The sequence below is a fragment of the Cupriavidus sp. KB_39 genome (assembly GCF_052114485.1).
Lineage (GTDB): Bacteria > Pseudomonadota > Gammaproteobacteria > Burkholderiales > Burkholderiaceae > Cupriavidus.
In genome coordinates, this window is record NZ_JBFREV010000034.1 from 46,709 (window position 1) to 68,094 (window position 21,386).

Consider the following 21,386-nt stretch of genomic DNA (forward strand, 5'->3'; position numbering starts at 1 on the left):
CATCACGCAGTACTGATTTTTTCCAACAGGAGAAGAGAAATATGTCTACCCGTATGGTTTCGCCGCGCCTGATCGCCGGCGCCGTGGCGATGAGCGCGATTGGCATGCTGGGCGCCAGCCCGGCGTTCGCGGCCAAGGACGCCGTGATGGCCGTGTACTCGACGTTCACCACGCTCGATCCGTACGATGCCAACGACACGCTGTCGCAGGCAGCCGTGAAGTCGTTCTACCAGGGCCTGTTCGGCTTCGACAAGGACCTGAAGCTGGTCAACGTGCTGGCTGACAGCTACGACGTGACCAAGGACGGCCTGGTCTACACGATCAAGCTCAAGAAGGGCATCAAGTTCCACGACGGCACCACCTTCGACGCCACCGCCGTCAAGGCCAACCTGGACCGCGTGACCGATCCGGCCAACAAGCTCAAGCGCTACACGCTGTTCAACCGCGTGGCCAAGACCGAGGTGGTGGACCCGGCCACGGTCAAGATCACGCTGAAGGAGCAGTTCTCGCCGTTCATCAACGTGCTGGCCCACCCGTCGGCCGTGATGATCAGCCCGACCGCGCTGAAGAAGTACGGCAAGGAAATCGCCTTCCACCCGGTGGGCACSGGYCCGTTCGAGTTCGTCGAATGGAAGCAGACCGACTACCTGAAGGGCAAGAAGTTTGCCGGCTACTGGAAGACGGGCTACCCRAAGATCGACACCATCACCTGGAAGCCGGTGGTGGACAACAACACCCGCTCGGCCGTGATGCAGACGGGCGAGGCGGACTTCGCGTTCAGCATTCCGTTCGAGCAGGCCGCCGTGCTGAAGGCCAGCCCGAAGGTGGACCTGATCGACGGTCCGTCGATCATCCAGCGCTATGTGTCGTTCAACACCCAGGTCAAGCCGTTCAATGACCCGAAGGTGCGCCAGGCCATCAACTACGCCATCAACAAGGAAGCGCTGGCCAAGGTGGCCTTCGCCGGCTACGCCGTGCCGGCCCAGGGCGTGGTGCCGCCGGGCGTGGACTTCGCCGAGAAGCTGGGCCCGTGGCCGTATGACCCGGCCAAGGCGCGCGAGCTGCTGAAGGAAGCCGGCTACCCGAACGGCTTCGAGACCACGCTGTGGTCGGCCTACAACCACACCACGGCGCAGAAGGTGATCCAGTTCGTGCAGCAGCAGCTGCAACAGGTGGGCATCAAGGCGCAGGTGCAGGCCCTGGAAGCCGGCCAGCGCGTGGAGCGCGTGGAGTCGGTGCAGAAGCCTGAGGACGCCGGCGTGCGCCTGTACTACGTGGGCTGGTCGTCGTCGACGGGCGAGTCGGACTGGGCGCTGCGCCCGCTGCTGGCCTCGGAATCGATGCCGCCGAAGCTGCTGAACACGGCGTACTACAAGAACGACCAGGTCGATGCGGACATCGCCGGCGCGCTGCGCACGACGGACCGCGCCGAGAAGGCCAGGCTGTACAAGGACGCCCAGGAACGGATCTGGAAGGATGCCCCGTGGGCGTTCCTGATCACGGAGAAGGTGCTGTTCGCGCGTTCCAAGCGCCTGAGCGGCGCCTACGTGATGCCTGACGGCTCGTTCAACTTCGACGAGATCGACATCAAGCAGTAAGCGTTTTGCGCCCCTCTCCCGCTTGCGGGGGAGGGGCGCAAATATAAAGACGGCGCCACCAAGCGCCGCCGAAGTGGTAGCTGTAGTCGCGGTAAGTCGTCCTTACAGTCGTACGCAGTAAGCCGTGTTGGCCGCCCGCCCGAGATGCGGGGGCATGGGCGGGTGGCCCGCGGTCTCAATTCCTGGTAGCCAGATGCTGAATTACTTCCTCAAACGATTCCTGGGCGTGATCCCGACACTGCTGCTCGTGGCAGTGCTGGTGTTCCTGTTCGTCCACATGCTGCCCGGTGACCCGGCGCGGCTGGCCGCCGGCCCTGAAGCCGACATGGCCACCGTCGAACTGGTGCGCAAGGACCTGGGGCTGGATCGCCCGATGCCCGAGCAGTTCGTGCGCTTCTTCACCAACGCGCTGCAGGGGGAATTCGGCACCTCGCTGCGCACCAAGCGCCCGGTCTCCGAGGAGATTGGCGAGCGCTTCCTGCCCACGCTGTACCTGACGCTCTCGTCGATGGTCTGGGCAGTCATCTTCGGCATGGCCATCGGCATTGGCTCGGCGGTGTGGCGCAACAAATGGCCGGACCGGCTCGGCATGACGCTGGCGGTGTCGGGCATCTCGTTCCCGGCCTTCGCGCTCGGCATGCTGCTGATGGAGGTCTTCTCGGTGCAACTGGGCTGGCTGCCGTCGATTGGCGCCGATAGCTGGAAGCACTACATCCTGCCCTCGCTGACGCTGGGCGCCGCCGTGGCCGCCGTGATGGCGCGCTTCACGCGGGCCTCGTTCATCGAGGTGCTGCAGGAAGATTTCGTGCGTACCGCCCGGGCCAAGGGCGTGCGCGAGACCGTGGTGGTCATCAAGCACACGCTGCGCAACGCGATGATCCCGGTCGTGACGATGATGGGCCTGCAGTTCGGCTTCCTGCTGGGCGGCTCCATCCTGGTCGAGAAGGTGTTCAACTGGCCCGGCCTGGGCCGCCTGCTGGTGGACGCCGTGGAAATGCGCGACTACCCGGTCATCCAGGCCGAGGTGCTGCTGTTCTCGCTCGAATTCATCCTGATCAACCTGGTGGTGGACATGCTCTACACCGTGATCAATCCCACCATCCGCTACAAGTAAGAGGCCGGCATGACTGAGCTTTCCACGCCCGCCGCGGCAGCATCCCCCAGTACCGCCCCGGAGGCCGTCCGCACGCCCTGGACCGAGTTCTGGCGCAAGTTCCGCAAGCAGCACCTGGCCCTGGTGGCCGGCGCCTTCGTGCTGATGCTGGTGGTGATTGCGGTGYTGGCGCCGTACATCGTCCCCTACGACCCCGAGAACTTCTTCGACTACGACGCGCTGAACGCCGGGCCGTCCGCCGCCCACTGGATGGGGGTGGACTCGCTCGGCCGCGACATCTTCAGCCGCATCCTGGCCGGCACGCGCATCTCGCTGGCGGCCGGCTTCTTCTCGGTCATCATCGGCGCCATCATCGGCACCGTGCTGGGSCTGATGGCGGGCTACTACGAGGGCTGGTGGGACCGCATCGTGACGCGCCTGTCGGACGTGCTGTTCGCGTTCCCGGGCATCCTGCTTGCGATCGGCATCGTGGCCATCCTCGGCAATGGCATGACCAACGTGATCTTCGCCGTGGCCGTGTTCAGCGTGCCGGCGTTCGCGCGGCTGGTGCGCGGCAACACGCTGATGCTCAAGGGGCTGACCTATGTGGAGGCGGCCAGGAGTATCGGGGCGTCCGACTGGACCATCCTGATGCGGCACATCCTGCCGGGTACGGTGTCGTCCATCGTGGTGTATTTCTCGATGCGGATCGGCACGTCGATTATCACGGCCGCCGGGCTGTCGTTCCTGGGCCTCGGCGCCCAGCCGCCCACCCCGGAATGGGGCGCGATGCTCAACGAGGCGCGCGCCGACATGGTCACCGCGCCGCACGTGGCCATCTTCCCGAGCCTGGCCATCTTCCTGACCGTGCTGGCGTTCAACCTGCTCGGCGACGGGCTGCGCGACGCCCTCGATCCGAAGATCGACCGCCGGTGATGCCCGCATGACCGCCAACGCGCCCCCCGTGGTCGGCAACCTGCCGGCCGGCTCCCGCAACGCGATCACCGATGTGCCGGGCGTGAGCGTCGGCCATCGCACGCTGGCGGACGGCGCCTGCCAGACCGGCGTGACCGTGATCCGCCCGCACGCCGGCAACGTCTACACCCACAAGGTGCCGGCGGCGGCTGTGGTGCTCAATGGCTTCGGCAAGAGCATCGGGCTGGTGCAGGTGGAGGAACTGGGCGTGCTGGAGACGCCCATCGCGCTGACCAACACGTTCAGCGTGGGGACCGTGGCGCAGGCGCAGATCCGCGCGGCGATTGCGGAGAACCCCGAGATCGGGCGCGGCTGGCCCACGGTCAATCCGCTGGTTTTCGAATGCAATGACGGCTACCTGAACGATATCCAGGCGATGGCGGTGCAGGAAGCCGACTACGCCGGGGCRCTGGCGACTGCCGGGGCCGAGGTGGAGGAGGGCGCCGTGGGCGCCGGGCGCGGGATGTCGTCGTTCGGGGTGAAGGGTGGCATCGGCACGGCGTCACGTCTGGCGGGTGGGTATACCGTCGGCGCGATGGTGCTGTCGAACTTCGGCACGGCCGAGTCGCTGATCTATGCGGGCCAGGCCGTGGGTTCCAGGCTGGCCGAGCGTCTGGCTGCCAAGACCGAGACGGAGAAGGGCTCGATCATCATGGTCGTGGCCACCGAKGCGCCGCTCGACGCCCGGCAGCTTCGGCGCCTGGCGCTGCGCGCCGGCACCGGCCTCGCGCGTACCGGGTCGGTCTTCGGCCATGGCTCCGGCGACATCGCGCTGGCCTTTTCCACGGCCTACACCGTGCCCCATCTGGCCGATGTGCCGATGCCTGCCGTGCCGATGGTCCACGAATCGCGGCTCGACCCGCTGTTCCGGGCCGCCGCCGACAGCGTGGAGCAGGCCATCGTCCACGCCCTCTGGCATGCCGAGCCAGTGACCGGCCGCGACGGCCACCACCGCGCGGCGCTGCGCGAGCTGCTGCCGGATCTCTCCGAGACCTGATATGAAGATTCTGATTTCCGCCGATATCGAAGGCGTGGCGGGCGTATTCCACACCGAGCAGACGCGCGCCGGCAATGGCGAGTACGAGCGCGCCCGCGCCTGGATGACGGCCGAGGCGAACGCGGCGGTGCAGGGCGCCTTCGCGGGCGGCGCCACCGAGGTGCTGGTCAACGACTCGCACGGCGGCTTCCGCAACCTGCTGCCGGACCAGATCGACCCGCGTGCGCAACTGGTGCTCGGCAAGCCGCGCTACCTGAGCATGATGGCCGGCGTGGAGCACGACTGCGACGGCGTGTTCATGATCGGCTATCACAGCCGCGCACAGGGCCGGGGCGTGCTGGCGCACACCATCAACAGCAGCGCCTTCGCACGGGTCTGGTTCAACGGGCTGGAGCTGGGCGAGGCGGGCATCTATGCCGCACTGGCCGGCGAGTTCGACGTGCCCGTGCTGCTGGCCAGCGGCGACGACGTGTTCATCGCCGAAACCCAGCCGCTGATGCCCTGGGTGCGCTACGTGCAGACCAAGACGGCGGGCGGGCAGGGCAGCGGCACCACGCTGTCACCGACGGCCGCGCGCGATGCCATCGCCCACGCGGCGGAGGCCGTGACGCGCAATGCCATCGCCCATCCCGAGGCCCGCTGCCTGGAACTGGCCGGCCCGGTCAACTGCCGGCTGCAAACCATGTCCTCCGCCTACGCCGACCTGTTCTGCCAGTGGCCGACCTTCGAGCGCGTGGACGGCGTGACGCTGGCCTTCACGGCGCCCACCGTGCAGGCCGCCGTGCGCATGCTGAACTGCTGCTCGGCCATGGCCTTCATGCTGAAGTAACGATAAATGGTGGCGGCGGGGCGGGCGGTGCGACAATAGCGCCCGTTCCCCGGATTTACCCCTCGTCACCATGAAGCAGGCCCCGCCCGGCGGCTGGATTCCCGTTCGCAAGGATTTCGTCGATCCCGCCAACACCCGCTGCCACGCGCGCGGCGCCAAGGGCGGCCGCCACCACGGCTTTCCCGAGGGCCACGCCTATATCCTGCGCGGGCCGGATGGCCACGAATACCCCTTCGGCGCCGACTGTGCCCGCGCCGCGCTGCCCGAGCCGGCCTGGCTTGAACAGGTGCCCGACTACACCGAGCGCGACGCCGTGCCGCGCCTCCCCGATTTCACCGACATCCCGCCCCCGCGCCGCAGCCGCAAGGCCACCGCCGCCGAGCAGGAACTCGCCCGCCGCAACGCCGCCACGCGCTACGTGGTGCTACGCATGGAGAAGGTGGCCGCCGTGCCGCGCGTACAGCCCACGGTGCGCTTCCCGGCGCTGGAAGACCTCTACCAGCAGATCGCCCAGGGCGGGGCGCTCTCCAACGCSCARGTGACSCGCGTGCTGGCCATCGAACGCAGYGCCGCCACGCCAGCCAAGCTCCGCATGCTGAACCTGCTCGACGTCTACACGGCCCACGTGAAGCTGGAACGCCTGATCGCCGCCTCGAACAACCTCGACAACATCCGCTTCCTGCGCAGCCTCCACGACTGGCTGGCGCGCCACCTCGTGCTATCCACGGCCCAGCTGGACGCGGCAGGGGTCGTTATGCATCCCCAYGCRTTCCGGTCGGCCTGGCCGAGYGGGGGTGGGGAGGGGGAGTTGTTCTAGGGGGGCAGGCGCGGCTCTGCAAATCCCACGATTGAGGGGGGTACCTCCCTCGTCGGTGGGGGAGGGGCGGCGTGGGCGCTCGGACGTCTTTCGACAAGGTGCAATCCCCCGCATCGACAGATAACGGCACGCCGCACATCATCCTTAACCTCATGTCGTGATGTAACTGGCGTCAGGCGTGAGATGTGGGGTGTTCACGCATTGCTGTGCGCGGTGCGGCTTGAATTTAATCCTGCTTACTTCTCCCTTAAAAATTACGAAATCGCCTCAAATTGCAACGTTGCACTCCGCCCACGACGCGGGTGCTTTTAGCCGATCGGCTATTTGAGGCAGATCCCGCCTTTGTTATCTTCCGGCCCCGATARCCGCTGCGTTCGTCACATGCGCAGCACAGGATAAGAAAGAAGGGAGCAGGTCGTTGTATCGAGTACGGGGGAATTTTGCCTGGCTGCCGCGTGGGGTGGCCGGATGGGTCACGGGTCTGAGCCAGTTCGCACTGGCCGCGCACTGCCTTGCCGCCGGCGTTGTGCCGGACGGCGGCACTGCCACCACGGCCGTCACGGGCGCCAATGGCCGCATCACGGTCGGCGTGGCCGGCGCCGTGGGCGGCGTTTCCACCAATACCTACCGCGAATTCAACGTGCCGCGTGCCGGGGTCGATCTCGACAACGCGGCGGCGCGCGCACGCACCATCCTCAACCAGGTCACCGGCACCAATCCGTCCCTGCTCGAGGGCCAGCTCAGCGTGCTGGGCCCCCGCGCGAACGTCGTGATCGCCAATCCCAACGGCATCAGCGTCAACGGCATGGTGGTGCGGAACATGGGCAACCTGGCGCTGACCACGGGGCAGGTCACGTTCAACGATTTCACGGTCAACGGACAGTTGCAGCGCAACCTCGTGCTGAATACGCGTCAGGGCGCCATCGACATTGGCCCCGGCGGGCTGTCCGGCACGCTGCTGAACCTGGGGCTGATCGCCAAGCAATTGCGCATCGCCGGCAAGGTCGAGAACCTGTATGCGGATGCCAACGCGCGCGTCCGCGCAGTGGTGGGTGACAGCCATGCCGAGATCGACGCCAGCGTTTCCCCAACCGACAACCTGTCCCCCTGGATTGCCTACAGCGCGCCGTCCGCCACCCCGGCGAATGGCATTGCGCTCGATATCACGGCCGCAGGCAGCCTGATGGCTGGCCGGATCGAACTGATGGTGACGGACCAGGGCGCCGGCGTGCGGCATGCTGGCGCGGCCTATGCGACCGCCGGCGATTTCGTTGTGTCGGGGAGCGGCGACCTGCGGCTCGCATCGGGCCGTATCGAGGCCAATCGCGACGTGGTGGTAGCCAGCGGTGGCTTGCGGGGCACGGGAACGGTGGAGGCGGGGCGGCATGTGTCGGTGGCTTCAGACCGGGTGGAGTTGGCCAATGCCGCGATCCGGGCCGGCTCCAAGGGAGCCGGGGACATCGTGATCGGCGCCAGCGGCCAGGTCCATACCGAACCGGTACGGCTGGCCGATACGACGCTCGATGCCAGCGGCGGCATCGGCCTTTTTGACGCGGGCACGGCCATGCAATTGACCGGCACGCGCGCCTCGGCAGGCGGGCACCTGATCGTCGGCGCCCATGACGTGGCACTCGATGGAACGGTGCTGACGTCCGTGGGCGGCGCCGCCAACATCGACGCCGCCGGGCGTTTTGCCCTGCGTGACAGCGACATCCTGGCCGCCACCGACATCAGGCTGCACGCCGGATCGATCGAACTCGAGTCGGCAGCACGTCAGTCCACCGTCGTCGCCCGCAGCGGTGGCGTGCTCGTGCAGGCCGATGGCGACATGGTCAACCTGGGCGCGCTGGTGCAGGGCCAGACGCGCATTCAGGATACGGCGGCGTCCCTCGGCGCGGTCACGGTGCAAACCGGAGGCTCGCTCCGCAACGAATCGACGCCCGATTCCCTCGCCATCCTCTTCGGCGTCAACGACGACGTCGTGGTGCGCGCCGGCGGCGACGTCATCAACCGCCACGCGCGGATGCTGTCCAACGCCCGGCTCGAAGTGACCGCCGCCGGCGACCTCGTCAACGCCATCACCAAGTCCGATGGCGCCAACGCCGAACAGCCCGTTATCGGCGCCTCCTCCGGGCGGCGCTGGCTGGTGCTGTCGAAGCGCGGCAATACCTTCGATATCGACTACGGGACGGTAGACCGCCCGGACCAGACCGCCTACCTGCTTTCCGAGACCGGCACCACGCTGAGTGGGCGCAATGTGATCAATACCGGGGGCAACATCTACGCCAACAACGGATCGATCGTTATCAAGGCGGCCGACACGTTCCGGACMGAAGGCGTCACCAGCGGCGCCGCGCACCTCTCGCGCACGTGCATGATCGTGTGCCGGACTTCGGCGTCCTCGACGACGACYGTCAGCGGYGGGCTGCTGTCCGCCGRCGGCGATATCGACATCACGGCGGGCCGCGTGGCCGAGAACATCGGCGGGCGCGTGCTGGCGGTGGGCGACCTCACGGTCAACGCGCCGCTCACCTATGCCACTGGTGTTACCGGCTACACGGCGATCGCCCGGGACCGCGGTTTCAAGGTGTTCTTCGGTGACACCTGGGCGCGGCTCTATGCCATGGACGTGGGCGGAAGCTGGATGGCCACGGGCCGCACGCGCCTGAGCGGCGACGCCGTGATCGATGGCGGTAGCCTGGACGGTGACGTGACGGTGGCCGGGAACACCACGGTGGTGCGGCCCCGCCAGCAGGACCCGGTCAGCATCGAAAGCCATGTGGGGCTGACGTCATGGGCATGGCGATGAGCACCCGGCACGCAGTGGCATGGGCGGCAGCCTGGACGGCCGCCACGGCGGCCTGGGCGCAGGCGCTGCCGCCGGGCCCCATCGTTCCGGAAGACCCCGCCCAGCGTTTGCTGCGGGAGCAGCGCCAGCGCGACCTCGAGCACGAGGCGACGCAGCCGCCGGCCCGCATCGACAGTGGCGTCGTGGTGGCGCCCGACGCGCGCGTCGAGGACGTGGCGGAGACTTCGGCCACCTTCGACATCGCACGGATCGATGTGGTGGGCAACACGGTGCTGGCCGATGCCGAAGTCGCGGCCATTACCGCACCTTTCGTCGGCCGGGCGCTTGGCACGAACCGGATCAACCTGCTCCTGCGCCGCTTCACGGAGGCGTTCGTGGCCCGTGGCTACATCACCACGCGCGCCTACCTTGGCGAGCAGAACCTCGCCAGCGGGGTGCTGGTGGTGACCGTCGTGACGGGGAAGGTGGAAGCCCTCCAGCTCAATGGCCGCACGCTCCGGCCTGGCAGCGCGCCACTGTTCGATACGGTGGGTGGCGGCTGGGTGACGGATGCCGGCACGGCCTGGCAGTTTCCGGCGCCAGACGACACCCTGCGCCTGCCCGACCTGGAACAGGGCGTCGACCAGATCAACCGCCTGCGCCGCAATCGCGCGGAAATGCAGATCCTGCCGGGCCAGACCCCGGGCGGGTCGGTCGTGGCGCTGACGAATCCGCCCGGCGACCGCTTCCGGTTCAACGCCGGCGTGGATAACTACGGCAGCCGCAGCACAGGCATCGCCCGCACGCGGCTCGGCATGGATGCGGACAACGCGCTGGGGCTGCAGGAATCGTTCTCGGCCAGCTATGTCGGCACGACCGACACCAATGCCGCCGTGGCCTCGGCGGCGCTGCCATTCGGCTACAACACGTTCAGCTACACGGCATCGCTGTCGGAGTACCAGAACACCATCSGTGATACGGCGTTGCTCTACGGCCGCAGCATCGGTCATACCTTCGGCTGGAACCGCGTGATCACGCGCGGTCAGACCGGCCGGCAGGCGCTCGACTTGACCCTGACGTGGCGCAAGAGCGAGCGCGAAATCAACAACCTGCAACTCGATCCGCAGCGGCTGACCGTGCTGCGCGCCGGCTGGAACGGCCTGTGGCGCTTTGCCGCCAATGGCATGCAGGGCTACGTGACAGCCGACGCCGGGTACTCGCGYGGCCTGACCTCACTGCACGCCACGCGCGATCCGTCCGATATCCGCCAWGACGAGGCGCACGCCCAGTTCAACAAGCTCGATGCCAGCACYACGCTGCAACTGCCGCTCCCGCCGGTGGGCGGCGGGGCGGTGCTCGCGTGGCGCGCCCAACTCTCGGGCCAATGGACCAACGTCGCGCTATTCGGCTCCGAGCAGATCTACGCCGGGGGCATGAGCACCGTGCGCGGCTTCCGGGAAGGCGTGATTGCCGGGGATCGCGGCGCCTATCTGCGCAACGAACTGGCCTGGGCCAATGCGCCCGTCGTGGCCGGCACCCGCATCGAACCCTATCTCTTTCTCGACGGCGGCGAGGCCCAGTACGTGGCCACCCGCCAATGGCAAGCGGTGGCTGGCGCCGGGGCAGGCGTTCGCCTGTCGGCCCAATGGGCCGGCCAGACCCTGAGCGGGGAACTGCTGGCTGGCGCGCCACTGGCCCAGCCCGCGAACCTCGGCCCCAAGCGGACCGTCCTGCTGGCCACGCTGAACTGGATCTACTAGGAACCCAAACCATGCAACCGATTCTCTCCCGCCTCGCTGCCGGCGTCGTTCTGGCATTCGGCCTTCATATTGCCCACGCCGCAACGGTCAATGGCGTGACGATTTCCGATGCCGCCATCGTCGAGGCAGCAAAGGCGGCTGGCCTGCCAGACACGCCTCAGTCGCGCGAGGCGATCAAGCAGCAGTTGATCGCGCGCGAGTTGTTCCGGCAGGAAGCCAGCAAGGACAAGGCGCTGGAAGCCCGCCCGGAGGTGCAGACCCAGCTGCGGGAGGCCCGCAATCAGATCCTGACGCAGGCATGGCTCAAGGATCGGATCAAGCCCGAGCCGGTGACCGATGCGCAGGTCCGCGCGCGGTACGACGCCATCGCGGCGTCGCTGGGCGCCATGGAGTACAAGGCGCGTGTGATCGAGCTGGCCGACGATGCGGCGGCCGTGAAGGCGCTGGCACGGATCAAGGCCGGCGAGGACTTCGCCAAGGTTGCCCAAGACATGAGCCTGGCACCCACCCGCACCAGTGGCGGGGCGCTGGACTGGATCAGCTTCAAGGTGCCCGCGCAGGAAGGCCATACGCAAAGCCTGCCGCTGCCGATTGCCGAGGCCATTTCCACGCTGCCGGCGGGTGGGGTGAGCCCAAACGCCGTGACCTGGAACGCCCGTCGCTACCTCGTCAAGGTGGACGCCTTGCGCCCGACGCAGGTGCCGTCGTATGACGCGGCGGCGCCGGGGATCCGGCAGGCACTGCAGGCGCAGGCGCTCGAGCGCGCCACGGTGGCCCTGGTCACCGGCCTGCTGACCAAGGCAAAGATCACCCAGTGACCTGCCGCCATCGTCAGTAACCCCGTCATTGCCGCCCCCTGGAAGAAMTCGTAGGAACGCCATGCAACGCGACCGCTCGGCCACGCCGTCCGCCCACGCCCTGAACATTCACGCCCCGACCGCCGCGACCGTCCCGACGGATACGCGGGAGCCAGCTTCGCTGGCCGAGCGGGGCCGGCGCAGCCTGCTTGCACGGGCGGTGGCGGCGACGGTGGCCGTCACGTTGTGGCTTGGGCCGGTGCAGATCACSCTGCATCAAGCGCGGCAGGCGGCGGGCGCGCTGGCGGCGGGGGCGACGGAGGTCGATGCACTGGCCGTGCACGGCGGCGCGGTGCGGCAAGGGCTGCTGCGCTGGGCCGTGTCGAAGCTGCCGGTGCTGCTGCGCTTTGGCCCGGCGGAGGCGCTGGCCGCGCCGATTACCGATCCGAACGCGCCGGTGCGCTTTACGCCATCGATTTCCGTGACCACGGGACCCGGTGCGCCCGATGGCGGCGTACCGGTCGTCGGCATCACCAAGCCGAACGCGCAGGGCATCTCGCTCAACCAGTACCGCACGTTTGTCGTCGATCCCATCGGCCTGATCCTGAACAATAGTGCGACCGGCGGTGGCGCTTTCCTGGGCGGGCAGGTTGCCGGCAATGCCAATCTGGCCGCGTCGGGGCCGGCGCGGCTGATCGTCAACCAGGTCACCAGCAGCGCGCCGGCGCAGATCAACGGCACCGTGGAGATCTTCGGTGCGGCGGCAGGGCTCGTGATTGCCGCGCCCGGCGGCGTCTACACCAATGGCGCGGGCTTCACCAATACCAGCCAGGTCACGCTGACCACCGGCACGCCGCAATGGCTGTCCGCTGCCGGCACCAYCACGAGCTTCGACACCGCCGCCACGGCGGGCTTCCTGGTGGAAGGCGGCAGGATCCAGATCGGCAATCCCAACCCGGGCAGCGCTGCCACGGGCATCGAGGGCACGGTCGGCAACATCAATCTGATTGGCGAGTCGATCGGCATTGACGCCGCGCTGAACGCGGGCAAGCAGATCAACGTGGTGGCCGGCCGCCAGCTGGTAACGCCGCTGGGCGATGGCTTTACCACTGCCGCCGCCGGGGCGAATAGCGCCGCCTCCAATTCCAGCGCGAGCAACGGGCTGGCGATTGATGCCACGGCRTTTGGYGCGATGAACGCCGGCCAGATCCACATCATYAGCACGRCGGCGGGCGTGGGCGTGCGCGCCGATGGCAACCTGGCGGCATCGGCCGGCAATCTGACCATCGACTCGGCTGGCAATCTCAAAGTAGGCAGCACCTATGCCAAGCAGGCGGCGGCGCTCAACGCGGGCGGCGCGATCGTGGCGTCGGGCAACGGCCAGGCAGAGGCGGGCTACACGGCTCAGGCGGGTGGGGATGTCACGCTGGGCGGTACGCTGGAGTCGGGTCGGGCGCTGACCGTCACGGCTGGCGGCGCGATCAACGGCGCCGGCGGCGTGAAGGCGGCGGAGGCGGTGACGCTGGATGCCGCTGCCAGCGTGGACGTTGGCGGCGCCGTCAATGGCGCCACCGTGCTCGTGAAGGCGGCGGGGCAGGACGGGCGCGGTGATATTCGGCTCGGCGGCGACGTGACGTCGCCGGGCGCGATCCGGTTGCAGGCGGCACGCGACACCCTGATCGACGGCAACGCGGTGTCGGCCGGAGACCTCGACCTGGCATCGCAACGCAACCTGACGATTCGCGGCGCCGCCGGCAGTACGGCGGGTAACGTCGCGCTGACGGGTGTCACTGGCAGCGTGACCACCAGCGGCAACGTGGTGTCGCCGGGCACGCTGACGGTGACGGCCGGCACAGACGCGGCGTTGGGCGGGCAGGTGCTGTCCACCGGCGCGCTGAACGTGACGGCGCAGAACGGCAGYATCAGCACGAGCGGGGAGATCGGCAGCAACGCGGGCCTGACGCTGACCGCTTCCCGCGACGTCACCGTGGGCGGCCAGGCGCAAAGTGCTGGCGACACCCGCATCCGTGCGACGCAAGGCAATGTGGCGATCCAGGGTGCCCTGACCAGCGATGGCGCGGCGGACATCGGCGCCGGCGGAAGCGCCGTCGTGGCGGGCAGCCTGTCCAGCGGTGGCAATACGACGCTGACGGCTGCGGGCGGATCAGCGACGGTCAGCGGCGCGCTGACCAGCCTCGGCAACGCCACGGTGAGCGGCGCGCAGGACGTGACCATGTCGGGAAGCACGCTCGTGGGCGGCAACCTCGGCGTGGCGGCGGGCGGCTCGGCGAAAGTGAGCGATCTGACGTGGATTGGCGGCGACGCCACGCTGCGCGGCAATGACGTGACGATCGGCGCGGSGGCCACCGGCCACGGCAACGCCGTGAACGGCAAGCTGGACGCTGGCGCCACGCGCGCGCTGACCCTGTCCGGGAACAGCACGGGCACGAACGTCTCGTTGAGCGGGGCAACCATCGTCAACCAGGGTGTCACCGCTGCGGTACAGACCCTGAGCGTGGGCGGTGGTGCCGTCATCAATACCGGCACGATGGCCGGCAACGCGGCGGCGTTCAACGTCGGCAACCTGACGAATCGGGGCACCATCGGCGGCCAGACCGTAGACGCCACCGTGACCGGGGCGCTCGACAACGCGTACGGGCTGATCGCCGGTGCGCAGCGCCTCGACGTAACCGCCGGCACCCTGGCCGCGAACCGGGGCGGCACGCTGTTCGCGGGCGACCTGACCGGCCAGAGCCCGCTGACGGGCAATCTCGGTTTCACGGTATTGGGCGGCAACGGCAGTTTCAATAACGCGAGCGGTCAGATCCTGGCGGGCAACAACCTGACGGTCAACGCGCTGAACCAGGTCTTCGACCCATCGGCAACGAGCACCGGCAGCCTCAACGCCAACGGCACGCTGACGCTGGGCGCGCTGGCCATCAACAATACCGGTACCTGGACCGTGCCGGGCGGCAGCGTGGTGCTCAATGCCAGCCAGGGCATCACCAACAGCGGCACGATCCAGAAGGCCGGCGACCTGTCGCTGGCCACGGGCGGTACGCTGACCAACACCGGGCAGATCGTGGGCGGCAGCAATGTCTCGCTGTCGGCCGGCAATCTGTCCAATACCGGCACGATGCACGCCAACGGTAACCTCGCGTTGGACGGCAACGTGACCAACCGTGGCGTGGCGGAGGCGCTGGGCGACATCGTCGTCACGGGTTCGAATTACGACAACACGGGCGCGAAGACGCAGGCCAACCGCGACGTGAAGGTCAACATTGCCGGGACGGTGTCGAACACCGGTGGCGTGCTCGGAGCGAACCGCGACATGCATATCGCTGCCGGGGTGGTGGTCAATGACCGAACCGGACCGGTAGATGCCGGCAGCACGACCGGCAAGGTGACGAACGACGCGCTGCTGGACTCGACAGTGATCGGCAGCTATCGGCCATTGGCTGGTGGCTATTGCGACGCCTGTACCGGCAATGAACTCGGCAACCCGCTGGATATCCGCATTGGCGATCTGACCCGGACTGCCGATGGGACGTCGATTTCACCGGTCATCGGCTATGTGCCGTACTACAGCGGCGGGGACGCTGGCGTGGTCTACCTGCCCATGTGGCACGTGGGCCCGAACGCACCCGTGCCGGGGAATCCGCTGCTGGCCCTGCCCACGGTGGACCGCACCATCGTCAGCCAGACGGATGGCGTGGCCGGCCAGATCATCAGCCGGGGCAAGCTCGACATCGCCGCCACATCGCTCTCCAACAAGGGTGGCGCGATCTCGGCGGGCGGTGACCTGACGCTGAACGTGGGGGCACTCGACAACGGCCGATCCGCCACGCTGGTCAGCAGCGTGACGGACCAAGTGAATGCGGGGGAACTGAGCGCGTTCCTCGCGCAGCTCAAAAGCATTGGGGAGCGTGTAGACGGGACCATCCCCGGCACGACCCAGACGGTGTTTGGCACCCCCTCGCCGGGTTGCCAGGGCGATAACTGTGGCGCGCCGCCGGTGACGGCGTTTCCGATGAACATTGGAACGGCCGCAGATAACTCAGCTGTCAGCGCGCCCACCCAGTCCTCGACCATCTACCAGCTTGGCAAGGCCGGCCAGATCACGGCGGGGGGCAACCTCGCCCTGACTGGCACCGGTGACCTGACCAATGCCGGGGACTTGGCTGCGGCKGGCAAGGTGACCATTACCACGCCCGGCACGTTTACCAACCAGGGCGTCCATGACATCCAGGTGACTACCCGCCAGGGGTGCGTGCCGGGTGCCGATTGCCCGGACGACAGCGCGCCGACGGTCCAGTCCGTCACGTGGCAGCAGACGCCTAGCACGGTGGCGGCGGGCCAGACGCTGACCATCAACGCGGCGAATGTCAGGAACCTTAGCGGCACGCTCGCCGCCCAGGGCAACGTGGACATCACGGCGGGCGGCACGGTCACGAACCAGGCCGGCGCCATCCAGTCGCTKTCGGGCGATGTGTCGATTACGGCGGCGTCGCTGGTCAACACCTCGCTCGACCCGGTGCAATTGCGCAAGAGCTACGGTGGCCAGAATCCGTCCTATGCGGGCGGCTGCAACCCCGGCGGYACCTATGGGAACAGCCAGTGCTCAGCGATGGAGGACGCGGCGGCAGGGCCGGCGGCGGTCATCAGTGGCGCGCGCGATGTCTTCATTCAGGGCGGCAGCGTCAACAACCACGGCGCGCTGATCAGCGGCGGCCGCAATGTCAGCGTGCAAGCCACCGGCGGCGTGGACAACACGGCCATCGCGCTCAATGCGGACTGGGTTGGTCGCTGGCAGGAAGACCGCAGCGGCGGCGACCGCTGGCACGATACCGGCGGCCGGGCCGCCATCGGCAACATTGCCTCGGGTATCCAGGCCGGCAATGCGTTGTCCGTGAGTTCGGGCGGCCAGATCGTCAATACCGGCAACCTGTTGGGTGCGGCGGTGGACATCACCGGCGCCGCGATGGTCAACGGCATCACAAGCCCGAACCAGCCGACGCCCCCGGCGGCCCCGCCGACTCAAGTCATTTCACTCGGCCCGCCGCCGGTGCCGGCCGGCTCGCTGCCGCCCGCGACGCCGACACCGGACCCGACCGAACCGTGGCAATTCACCCCAGTCATCGTGGCGACGCCTGCCGCGCCCACGGCGGGTGGGCCGGCCACCGTTGACTGGCACTTCAACGCCAAGCCGGACGGCACGCCGCTGACAGCGCCGACGAACACCGGCGGCCGTGCCCAATACGTCAACCCGAACCCGGCGACGGGCGTGCTGGCCGGCGTGACGCCGGATAGCCTGCTGGGCCAGTTGCCGCCGGAACTGCGGCCGGGCAACGTCACGTTCTACTACGACCCGTACACCGAATCGCAGAAGYTSAAYCAGGCCGCSYTGCAGCAGACSGGGCAGGACAGCTTCGTCAGCGGGCTGGCATGGGACAGCCAGAACAATCTCTCGGTCGATGACCAGGAGAAGCTGGCGCTGTACAAGAACGCGGCTGACTACGCCAAGGAACACAGCATTGCGCTGGGCACGGCGCTGACTGACGAACAGGTGCACGCGCTGGACAAGCCGATGCTCTGGTACGTGGAGCAGGCCGTCCCGGACCCGCGCTGCACGGTGGCCAGCACGGCCTGCGGCAGCGTGAACGCGCTGGTGCCGCAGGTCTACCTGCCGGACGGCTACGTCCAGGCGCTGGCGACGCCCAACGGCGGCACGATCAGCGGGCAGAACGTCAGCCTGGACATCGACGGACAACTGCGCAACAGCGGCCAGATCACCGCGGGGGATCTGCTGCAGGTGAAGGCGGGCAGCCTGGACCTGAGCCCGAACGTGGTGGACATCGGCACGAATGCGTACAAGGCGCAGGGCGGCTGGAATGTGGTGACGGGAACGGTGGTGCAGCCGGGCGGGTTCCTGTCGGCGATGCGCATGGACATCGACGCCGGCACGATCCACGCGGTGAACGACGCGTTCCGGATCACCCGAGCCGACGGCACGGTGGACGAGGAGGCCAGCGCGGCGCTGGTGGCGCAACTGAAGGAGAGCCTCGGGCTGAACTACACCGAGGACACGCTCCAGGACGACATTCACACCCGGTTTATCAAGGAAAAGAAGGGCTTCGGCATCATCGGCCAGATTGTGGCGATGGTCGCGGCGGTGGCGATCTCGATTGTTACGGCTGGGGCGGGGGCGGCGCTGATGGGCGTAGCCATGGCCCAGATGACGATCGCCCAGGCGATGATTGCCGTGGCCATCGATGCAGCCATCTCGGCCACGCTGTCGAGCATGGTGACCCAGGTCATCACAACCGGTTCGTTGAACATCGGCGCGGCGCTGAAGGCGGGCGTTGTGTCTGGCATGACAGCTGGGGCGACCCGAGGCATTACAGCGGGATTTAACCTCGGTGACACCGGTATTGGTAGCTTTGGCGACAATCTTGCCCAAGGTAATTGGGCGGCGATGCAGGATAGTGTCGTCAATTACATGGAGGCAACCGTCGTCCGCTCAGCGGTCAGTGCTGGCGTGAATACGATTGCTTATGGCGGGAGTTTTGGGCAGGCGTTTACGGGTGGGCTGGTAAGGGATGCGGCGGCGCTCGGGGCCAACGGCATTGGTGTGAATGCACCGGGCATTGGCATGCCGGGCTCGGATCCGTCGACGATCCTGACCAACGTATTGGGACATGCGCTGGTGGGTTGCGCTGCGCAAAGCCTGACGGGTGGTGATTGTGCAGGAGGCGCGATCGGCGGCGCGGCGGGCGCTATTGCGGCGCCGTTGATTCGGGATGTTGTCTATGCCGATAGCCCAGTACTCAACTACAGTGACGACAAAATTCGGCTGGCGGTTACCGTCGGTCTGGCAACGCTTGTAGGCGGGGCTGCGGGCGCGCTTCTGGGTGCTGACGTCAATTCGGCAGGGTTGGCGGCACAGAATGAAGCGATCAATAACGCTACGAGTCGATATCAGAACGTTAAGGATCCTCGTTTTCAGGCCAATGTAAAGGCGTTGGGCGAGTGTGTCGATCCGGTGTCCTGCCGCTCCAACGCCGCCTTCCTGGAGGCGCAAGTCGGAGTGCTGAGCGATGCAAAGATCGCAGSCATGTGCGGTGGCAATGCAGATTGTGTATCTGCACGGCAGGAGGAGCGAGGTCTGTATCAGCAGGCGTATGGGGAGGCACTGGCGCACCAAGACACCAACGTTGCGGCTCGGGATTTCTTGATCCGTGCGAACAATACGCAGAGTAAAGGCTATACCGCCACACAGATCGACAACGCACTGCTGCGATTCCAGCTTGGTACAAGCGACCCGACGAATCCTATTGATGCTTTCGTTGCCAAATCTATTCTTGGCAATGTTGCCCTTTTTGGAGCGATTAAAGGTGTCACCGGGGTGGACTCGGATGGAGGTGGTAGTTCCCGTGGGCCAAGACCAACAGCCGCAGGCCGAGTGCCGTCCGAAGCGGATCTTGTAAATCTGGCCAGCCAGCAACGTACCCAACATATTCTTTTGGGAGATGCCACTGGTGGTGGACATTTATGGCCGGGGGCTCCCGGGAAGACTACCTTTCCGTCCGTATGGACAGAAAGCCAAATCATGCACAATGTATCGGATCTCGCGACGGATCCGACAGCGAAATGGACCCAACTCACAGGTAAGGCGGGGGCTGACTACACCTCAAAAGGCGCCCCTGTCCGGTGGGCTGTGGAAGGCGTGCGGGACGGGGTGCAGGTTCGTGTCATCGTGGAACCTCGCGGTGAGGGAATCATTACAGCATACCCAAAGCAATGAGGCCGAAATGAGTAAGCATTCAAACGCAGAGTCGATTATTGCAACAGTACTGAACGAGGTGGCATCAGCKTTTCCTGACGACACGCCGAAGAATGTTCGGGAGCTACTCGATCATGGCGAGCCTGGAGTTGCGCTAGAGGTTTTATATGCGCAGTTGATCGAATATCAGATTGAGGTTTCACCTGATTTAAAATCTCGCATGCGGACGGCTGCTGACCTTATGGGAATGTCCATAGCTAATCTGGACGGAGCAAGTGAATAGCCTAGGTGTTGGGGGAATCTCGGGAGGTCTTCTACACGCCGGATCATTATCCAGCTTTCATCCTCTGAAAGGGTTGCCTGGATAACCGAGAGACATTAAGTTCTGTGTCCCGGCTTTGGGAATTCCATGAGCTTGCATTCGTGTATGCCAAGATATCAAGGTTTGCCTCGGAACGGACGGATCACCGCTACACTCTATCCGGTGAGCAAATCCACAAGTGCGCCTAGCATCCAGTTTAGTCGGCCGAGTGGACGCAATAGTCAGATGAAGATCAGGTTTTGACCTATGAATCAGCATAGAAATACATTTGCCGATTACATGGCTACGCTGCGGTTTATCGCCCACAGCGTCYGTATCCACGGTATGTCGCGTGGAAGATTGAGTGAGAGTGATGGCGACGGACGATTCCTCGCATTCTTCTCACGAGCTTTTTTGCGCGAGCGCCGATGGGCCGTAATACCGCTGTGGGAGGGAGATCTCCGGTCGTTGCAAACGGAAAGGGGAGAGCAGATTGAACTGTTGGCAAGACTTCGCGTGTTCTGTATGCAAAACCAAAGTAACGTTCTGAACGTCGCGRCGCTCGAAAAGGCTGAGTGGGAGTATGCGCCCGACTTCTCAGCCGTCACAGTAGCTACCCGGAAGCTCGATTTAGCCGTTGATAATCCAAATCAACTATTTGAGACAACGCCCAACAATTTGCCATATTGGGGTTCAACTTTCCTTTGGCCGGACAACGAGCGCTTCATGGTCTATACGGACGGTGACAATGTCTCGTTCATCGCGGGAGATGGAGTTGAGATCGAAGATTTGCTTGGCGTTTCGTATGCCTACTGCGCTGAACGGTTCGTCTCTTCGAATATCGCGAACCAGACGCAACCGGATCTGATCAACGCCTTCCTCAGATTTTGCGCAGAATTTGAGTAACCAAGAACGAAGGTTGATGTGTCAATTGTGCTCGATTCCGGGGAAACCAAGTACGTGCGCAGCTCGCCGTCGATGGGCTTGATGGTGGGTCGCGTGGTACTGGAACTGAAGACGCCGGAAAAAGCAAARGARGATCTCKCGTCGCTGAGCTATACGGGCGAYCAGGTCAAGACGGCYGCGAAGTAATAGGAAGTGTTGGGAGGGAGGCTCCGGCACCCTCCAAGCTGAGGCGTTGCGCCCTTAGCTGATTGGCTTATCAGGTCTACCTGCCGGACGGCTACGYMCAGGCGCTGGCGACGCCCAACGGCGGCRCGATCAGCGGGCAGAACGTCAGCCTGGACATCGACGGACAACTGCGYAACAGCGGCCAGATCACGGCCGGTGATCTGCTCCAGGTCAAGGCGGGCAGCCTGGACCTGAGCCCGAACGTGGTGGACATCGRCACGAATGCGTACAAGGCGCAGGGCGGCTGGAATGTGGTGACGGGCGCGGTGGTGCAGCCGGGCGGGTTCCTGTCGGCGATGCGCATGGACATCGACGCCGGCACGATCCACGCAGTGAACGACGCCTTCCGCATCACCCGTGCCGACGGCACCGTGGACGAGGAAGCCAGCGCGGCGCTGGTGGCGCAATTGAAGGAGAGCCTCGGGCTGAACTACACCGAGGACACGCTCCAGGACGACATCCACACCCGGTTTATCAAGGAAAAGAAGGGCTTCGGCATCATCGGCCAGATCGTGGC

The 21,386-nt window shown here is 66.2% G+C and carries 12 protein-coding genes and 2 pseudogenes; all 14 read left to right on the top strand.

All coding sequences use genetic code 11. From position 1 onward, the window contains the following. Nucleotides 1-41 precede the first annotated feature (41 nt). On the top strand, nucleotides 42-1,598 hold the full coding sequence (gene gsiB / locus AB4Z27_RS22285) for a glutathione ABC transporter substrate-binding protein GsiB (RefSeq protein WP_092289332.1): 1,557 nt from the start codon (nucleotides 42-44) through the stop codon (nucleotides 1,596-1,598). A gap of 193 nt (nucleotides 1,599-1,791) precedes the next feature. Further along, nucleotides 1,792-2,712 (top strand): glutathione ABC transporter permease GsiC, encoded by a 921-nt coding sequence (gene gsiC / locus AB4Z27_RS22290; protein ID WP_092289330.1) that lies wholly within the window; start codon nucleotides 1,792-1,794, stop codon nucleotides 2,710-2,712. A gap of 9 nt (nucleotides 2,713-2,721) precedes the next feature. Next, nucleotides 2,722-3,627: a glutathione ABC transporter permease GsiD gene (gene gsiD, locus AB4Z27_RS22295; RefSeq protein ID WP_092289329.1), complete on the top strand. Its 906-nt coding sequence runs from the start codon at nucleotides 2,722-2,724 to the stop codon at nucleotides 3,625-3,627. Nucleotides 3,628-3,634: 7 nt separating this feature from the next. Further along, nucleotides 3,635-4,663: a DmpA family aminopeptidase gene (locus tag AB4Z27_RS22300; protein WP_441645281.1), complete on the top strand. Its 1,029-nt coding sequence runs from the start codon at nucleotides 3,635-3,637 to the stop codon at nucleotides 4,661-4,663. Between the two features lies 1 nt (nucleotide 4,664). Beyond that, on the top strand, nucleotides 4,665-5,492 hold the full coding sequence (locus tag AB4Z27_RS22305; RefSeq protein WP_092289325.1) for a M55 family metallopeptidase: 828 nt from the start codon (nucleotides 4,665-4,667) through the stop codon (nucleotides 5,490-5,492). A 70-nt stretch (nucleotides 5,493-5,562) separates the two neighbouring features. Continuing rightward, nucleotides 5,563-6,309 (top strand): hypothetical protein, encoded by a 747-nt coding sequence (locus AB4Z27_RS22310; protein WP_092289323.1) that lies wholly within the window; start codon nucleotides 5,563-5,565, stop codon nucleotides 6,307-6,309. Nucleotides 6,310-6,727: 418 nt separating this feature from the next. Next, nucleotides 6,728-9,118 carry a filamentous hemagglutinin N-terminal domain-containing protein gene (locus tag AB4Z27_RS22315; RefSeq protein WP_441645282.1) on the top strand — a complete coding sequence of 797 codons (2,391 nt, stop codon included), beginning with the start codon at nucleotides 6,728-6,730 and terminating at the stop codon, nucleotides 9,116-9,118. Beyond that, nucleotides 9,103-10,857, top strand: coding sequence for a ShlB/FhaC/HecB family hemolysin secretion/activation protein (locus AB4Z27_RS22320; RefSeq protein ID WP_441645283.1), 1,755 nt, complete (start codon nucleotides 9,103-9,105; stop codon nucleotides 10,855-10,857). Before AB4Z27_RS22315 ends, AB4Z27_RS22320 begins: the two co-directional genes overlap by 16 nt. An 11-nt stretch (nucleotides 10,858-10,868) precedes the next feature. Then, nucleotides 10,869-11,675, top strand: a complete 807-nt coding sequence (locus AB4Z27_RS22325; protein WP_441645284.1) for a peptidyl-prolyl cis-trans isomerase — start codon at nucleotides 10,869-10,871, stop codon at nucleotides 11,673-11,675. Between the two features lie 61 nt (nucleotides 11,676-11,736). Next, the gene (locus tag AB4Z27_RS22330) at nucleotides 11,737-19,458 is read left to right on the top strand and encodes a two-partner secretion domain-containing protein (protein WP_441645285.1); all 7,722 of its coding nucleotides are present in this window, start codon (nucleotides 11,737-11,739) and stop codon (nucleotides 19,456-19,458) included. Nucleotides 19,459-19,465: 7 nt separating this feature from the next. Continuing rightward, complete coding sequence (locus AB4Z27_RS22335) at nucleotides 19,466-19,720, top strand: MafI family immunity protein (protein WP_441645286.1); 255 nt, start codon at nucleotides 19,466-19,468, stop codon at nucleotides 19,718-19,720. Nucleotides 19,721-20,005: 285 nt separating this feature from the next. Beyond that, on the top strand, nucleotides 20,006-20,644 hold the full coding sequence (locus AB4Z27_RS22340; RefSeq protein WP_441645287.1) for a hypothetical protein: 639 nt from the start codon (nucleotides 20,006-20,008) through the stop codon (nucleotides 20,642-20,644). 21 nt (nucleotides 20,645-20,665) lie between these two features. Next, nucleotides 20,666-20,830 (top strand): annotated as a pseudogene (locus AB4Z27_RS22345) (DUF2846 domain-containing protein); the annotation flags it as partial. 62 nt (nucleotides 20,831-20,892) lie between these two features. After that, a pseudogene (locus tag AB4Z27_RS22350) lies at nucleotides 20,893-21,386 on the top strand (hemagglutinin); the annotation flags it as partial.

Bases quoted from the DNA above. Each gene is read 5' to 3' on its own strand.
- AB4Z27_RS22325 (WP_441645284.1), top strand. From the start codon at position 10,869: ATGCAACCGATTCTCTCCCGCCTCGCTGCCGGCGTCGTTCTGGCATTC.
- AB4Z27_RS22305 (WP_092289325.1), top strand. From the start codon at position 4,665: ATGAAGATTCTGATTTCCGCCGATATCGAAGGCGTGGCGGGCGTATTC.
- gsiC (WP_092289330.1), top strand. From the start codon at position 1,792: ATGCTGAATTACTTCCTCAAACGATTCCTGGGCGTGATCCCGACACTG.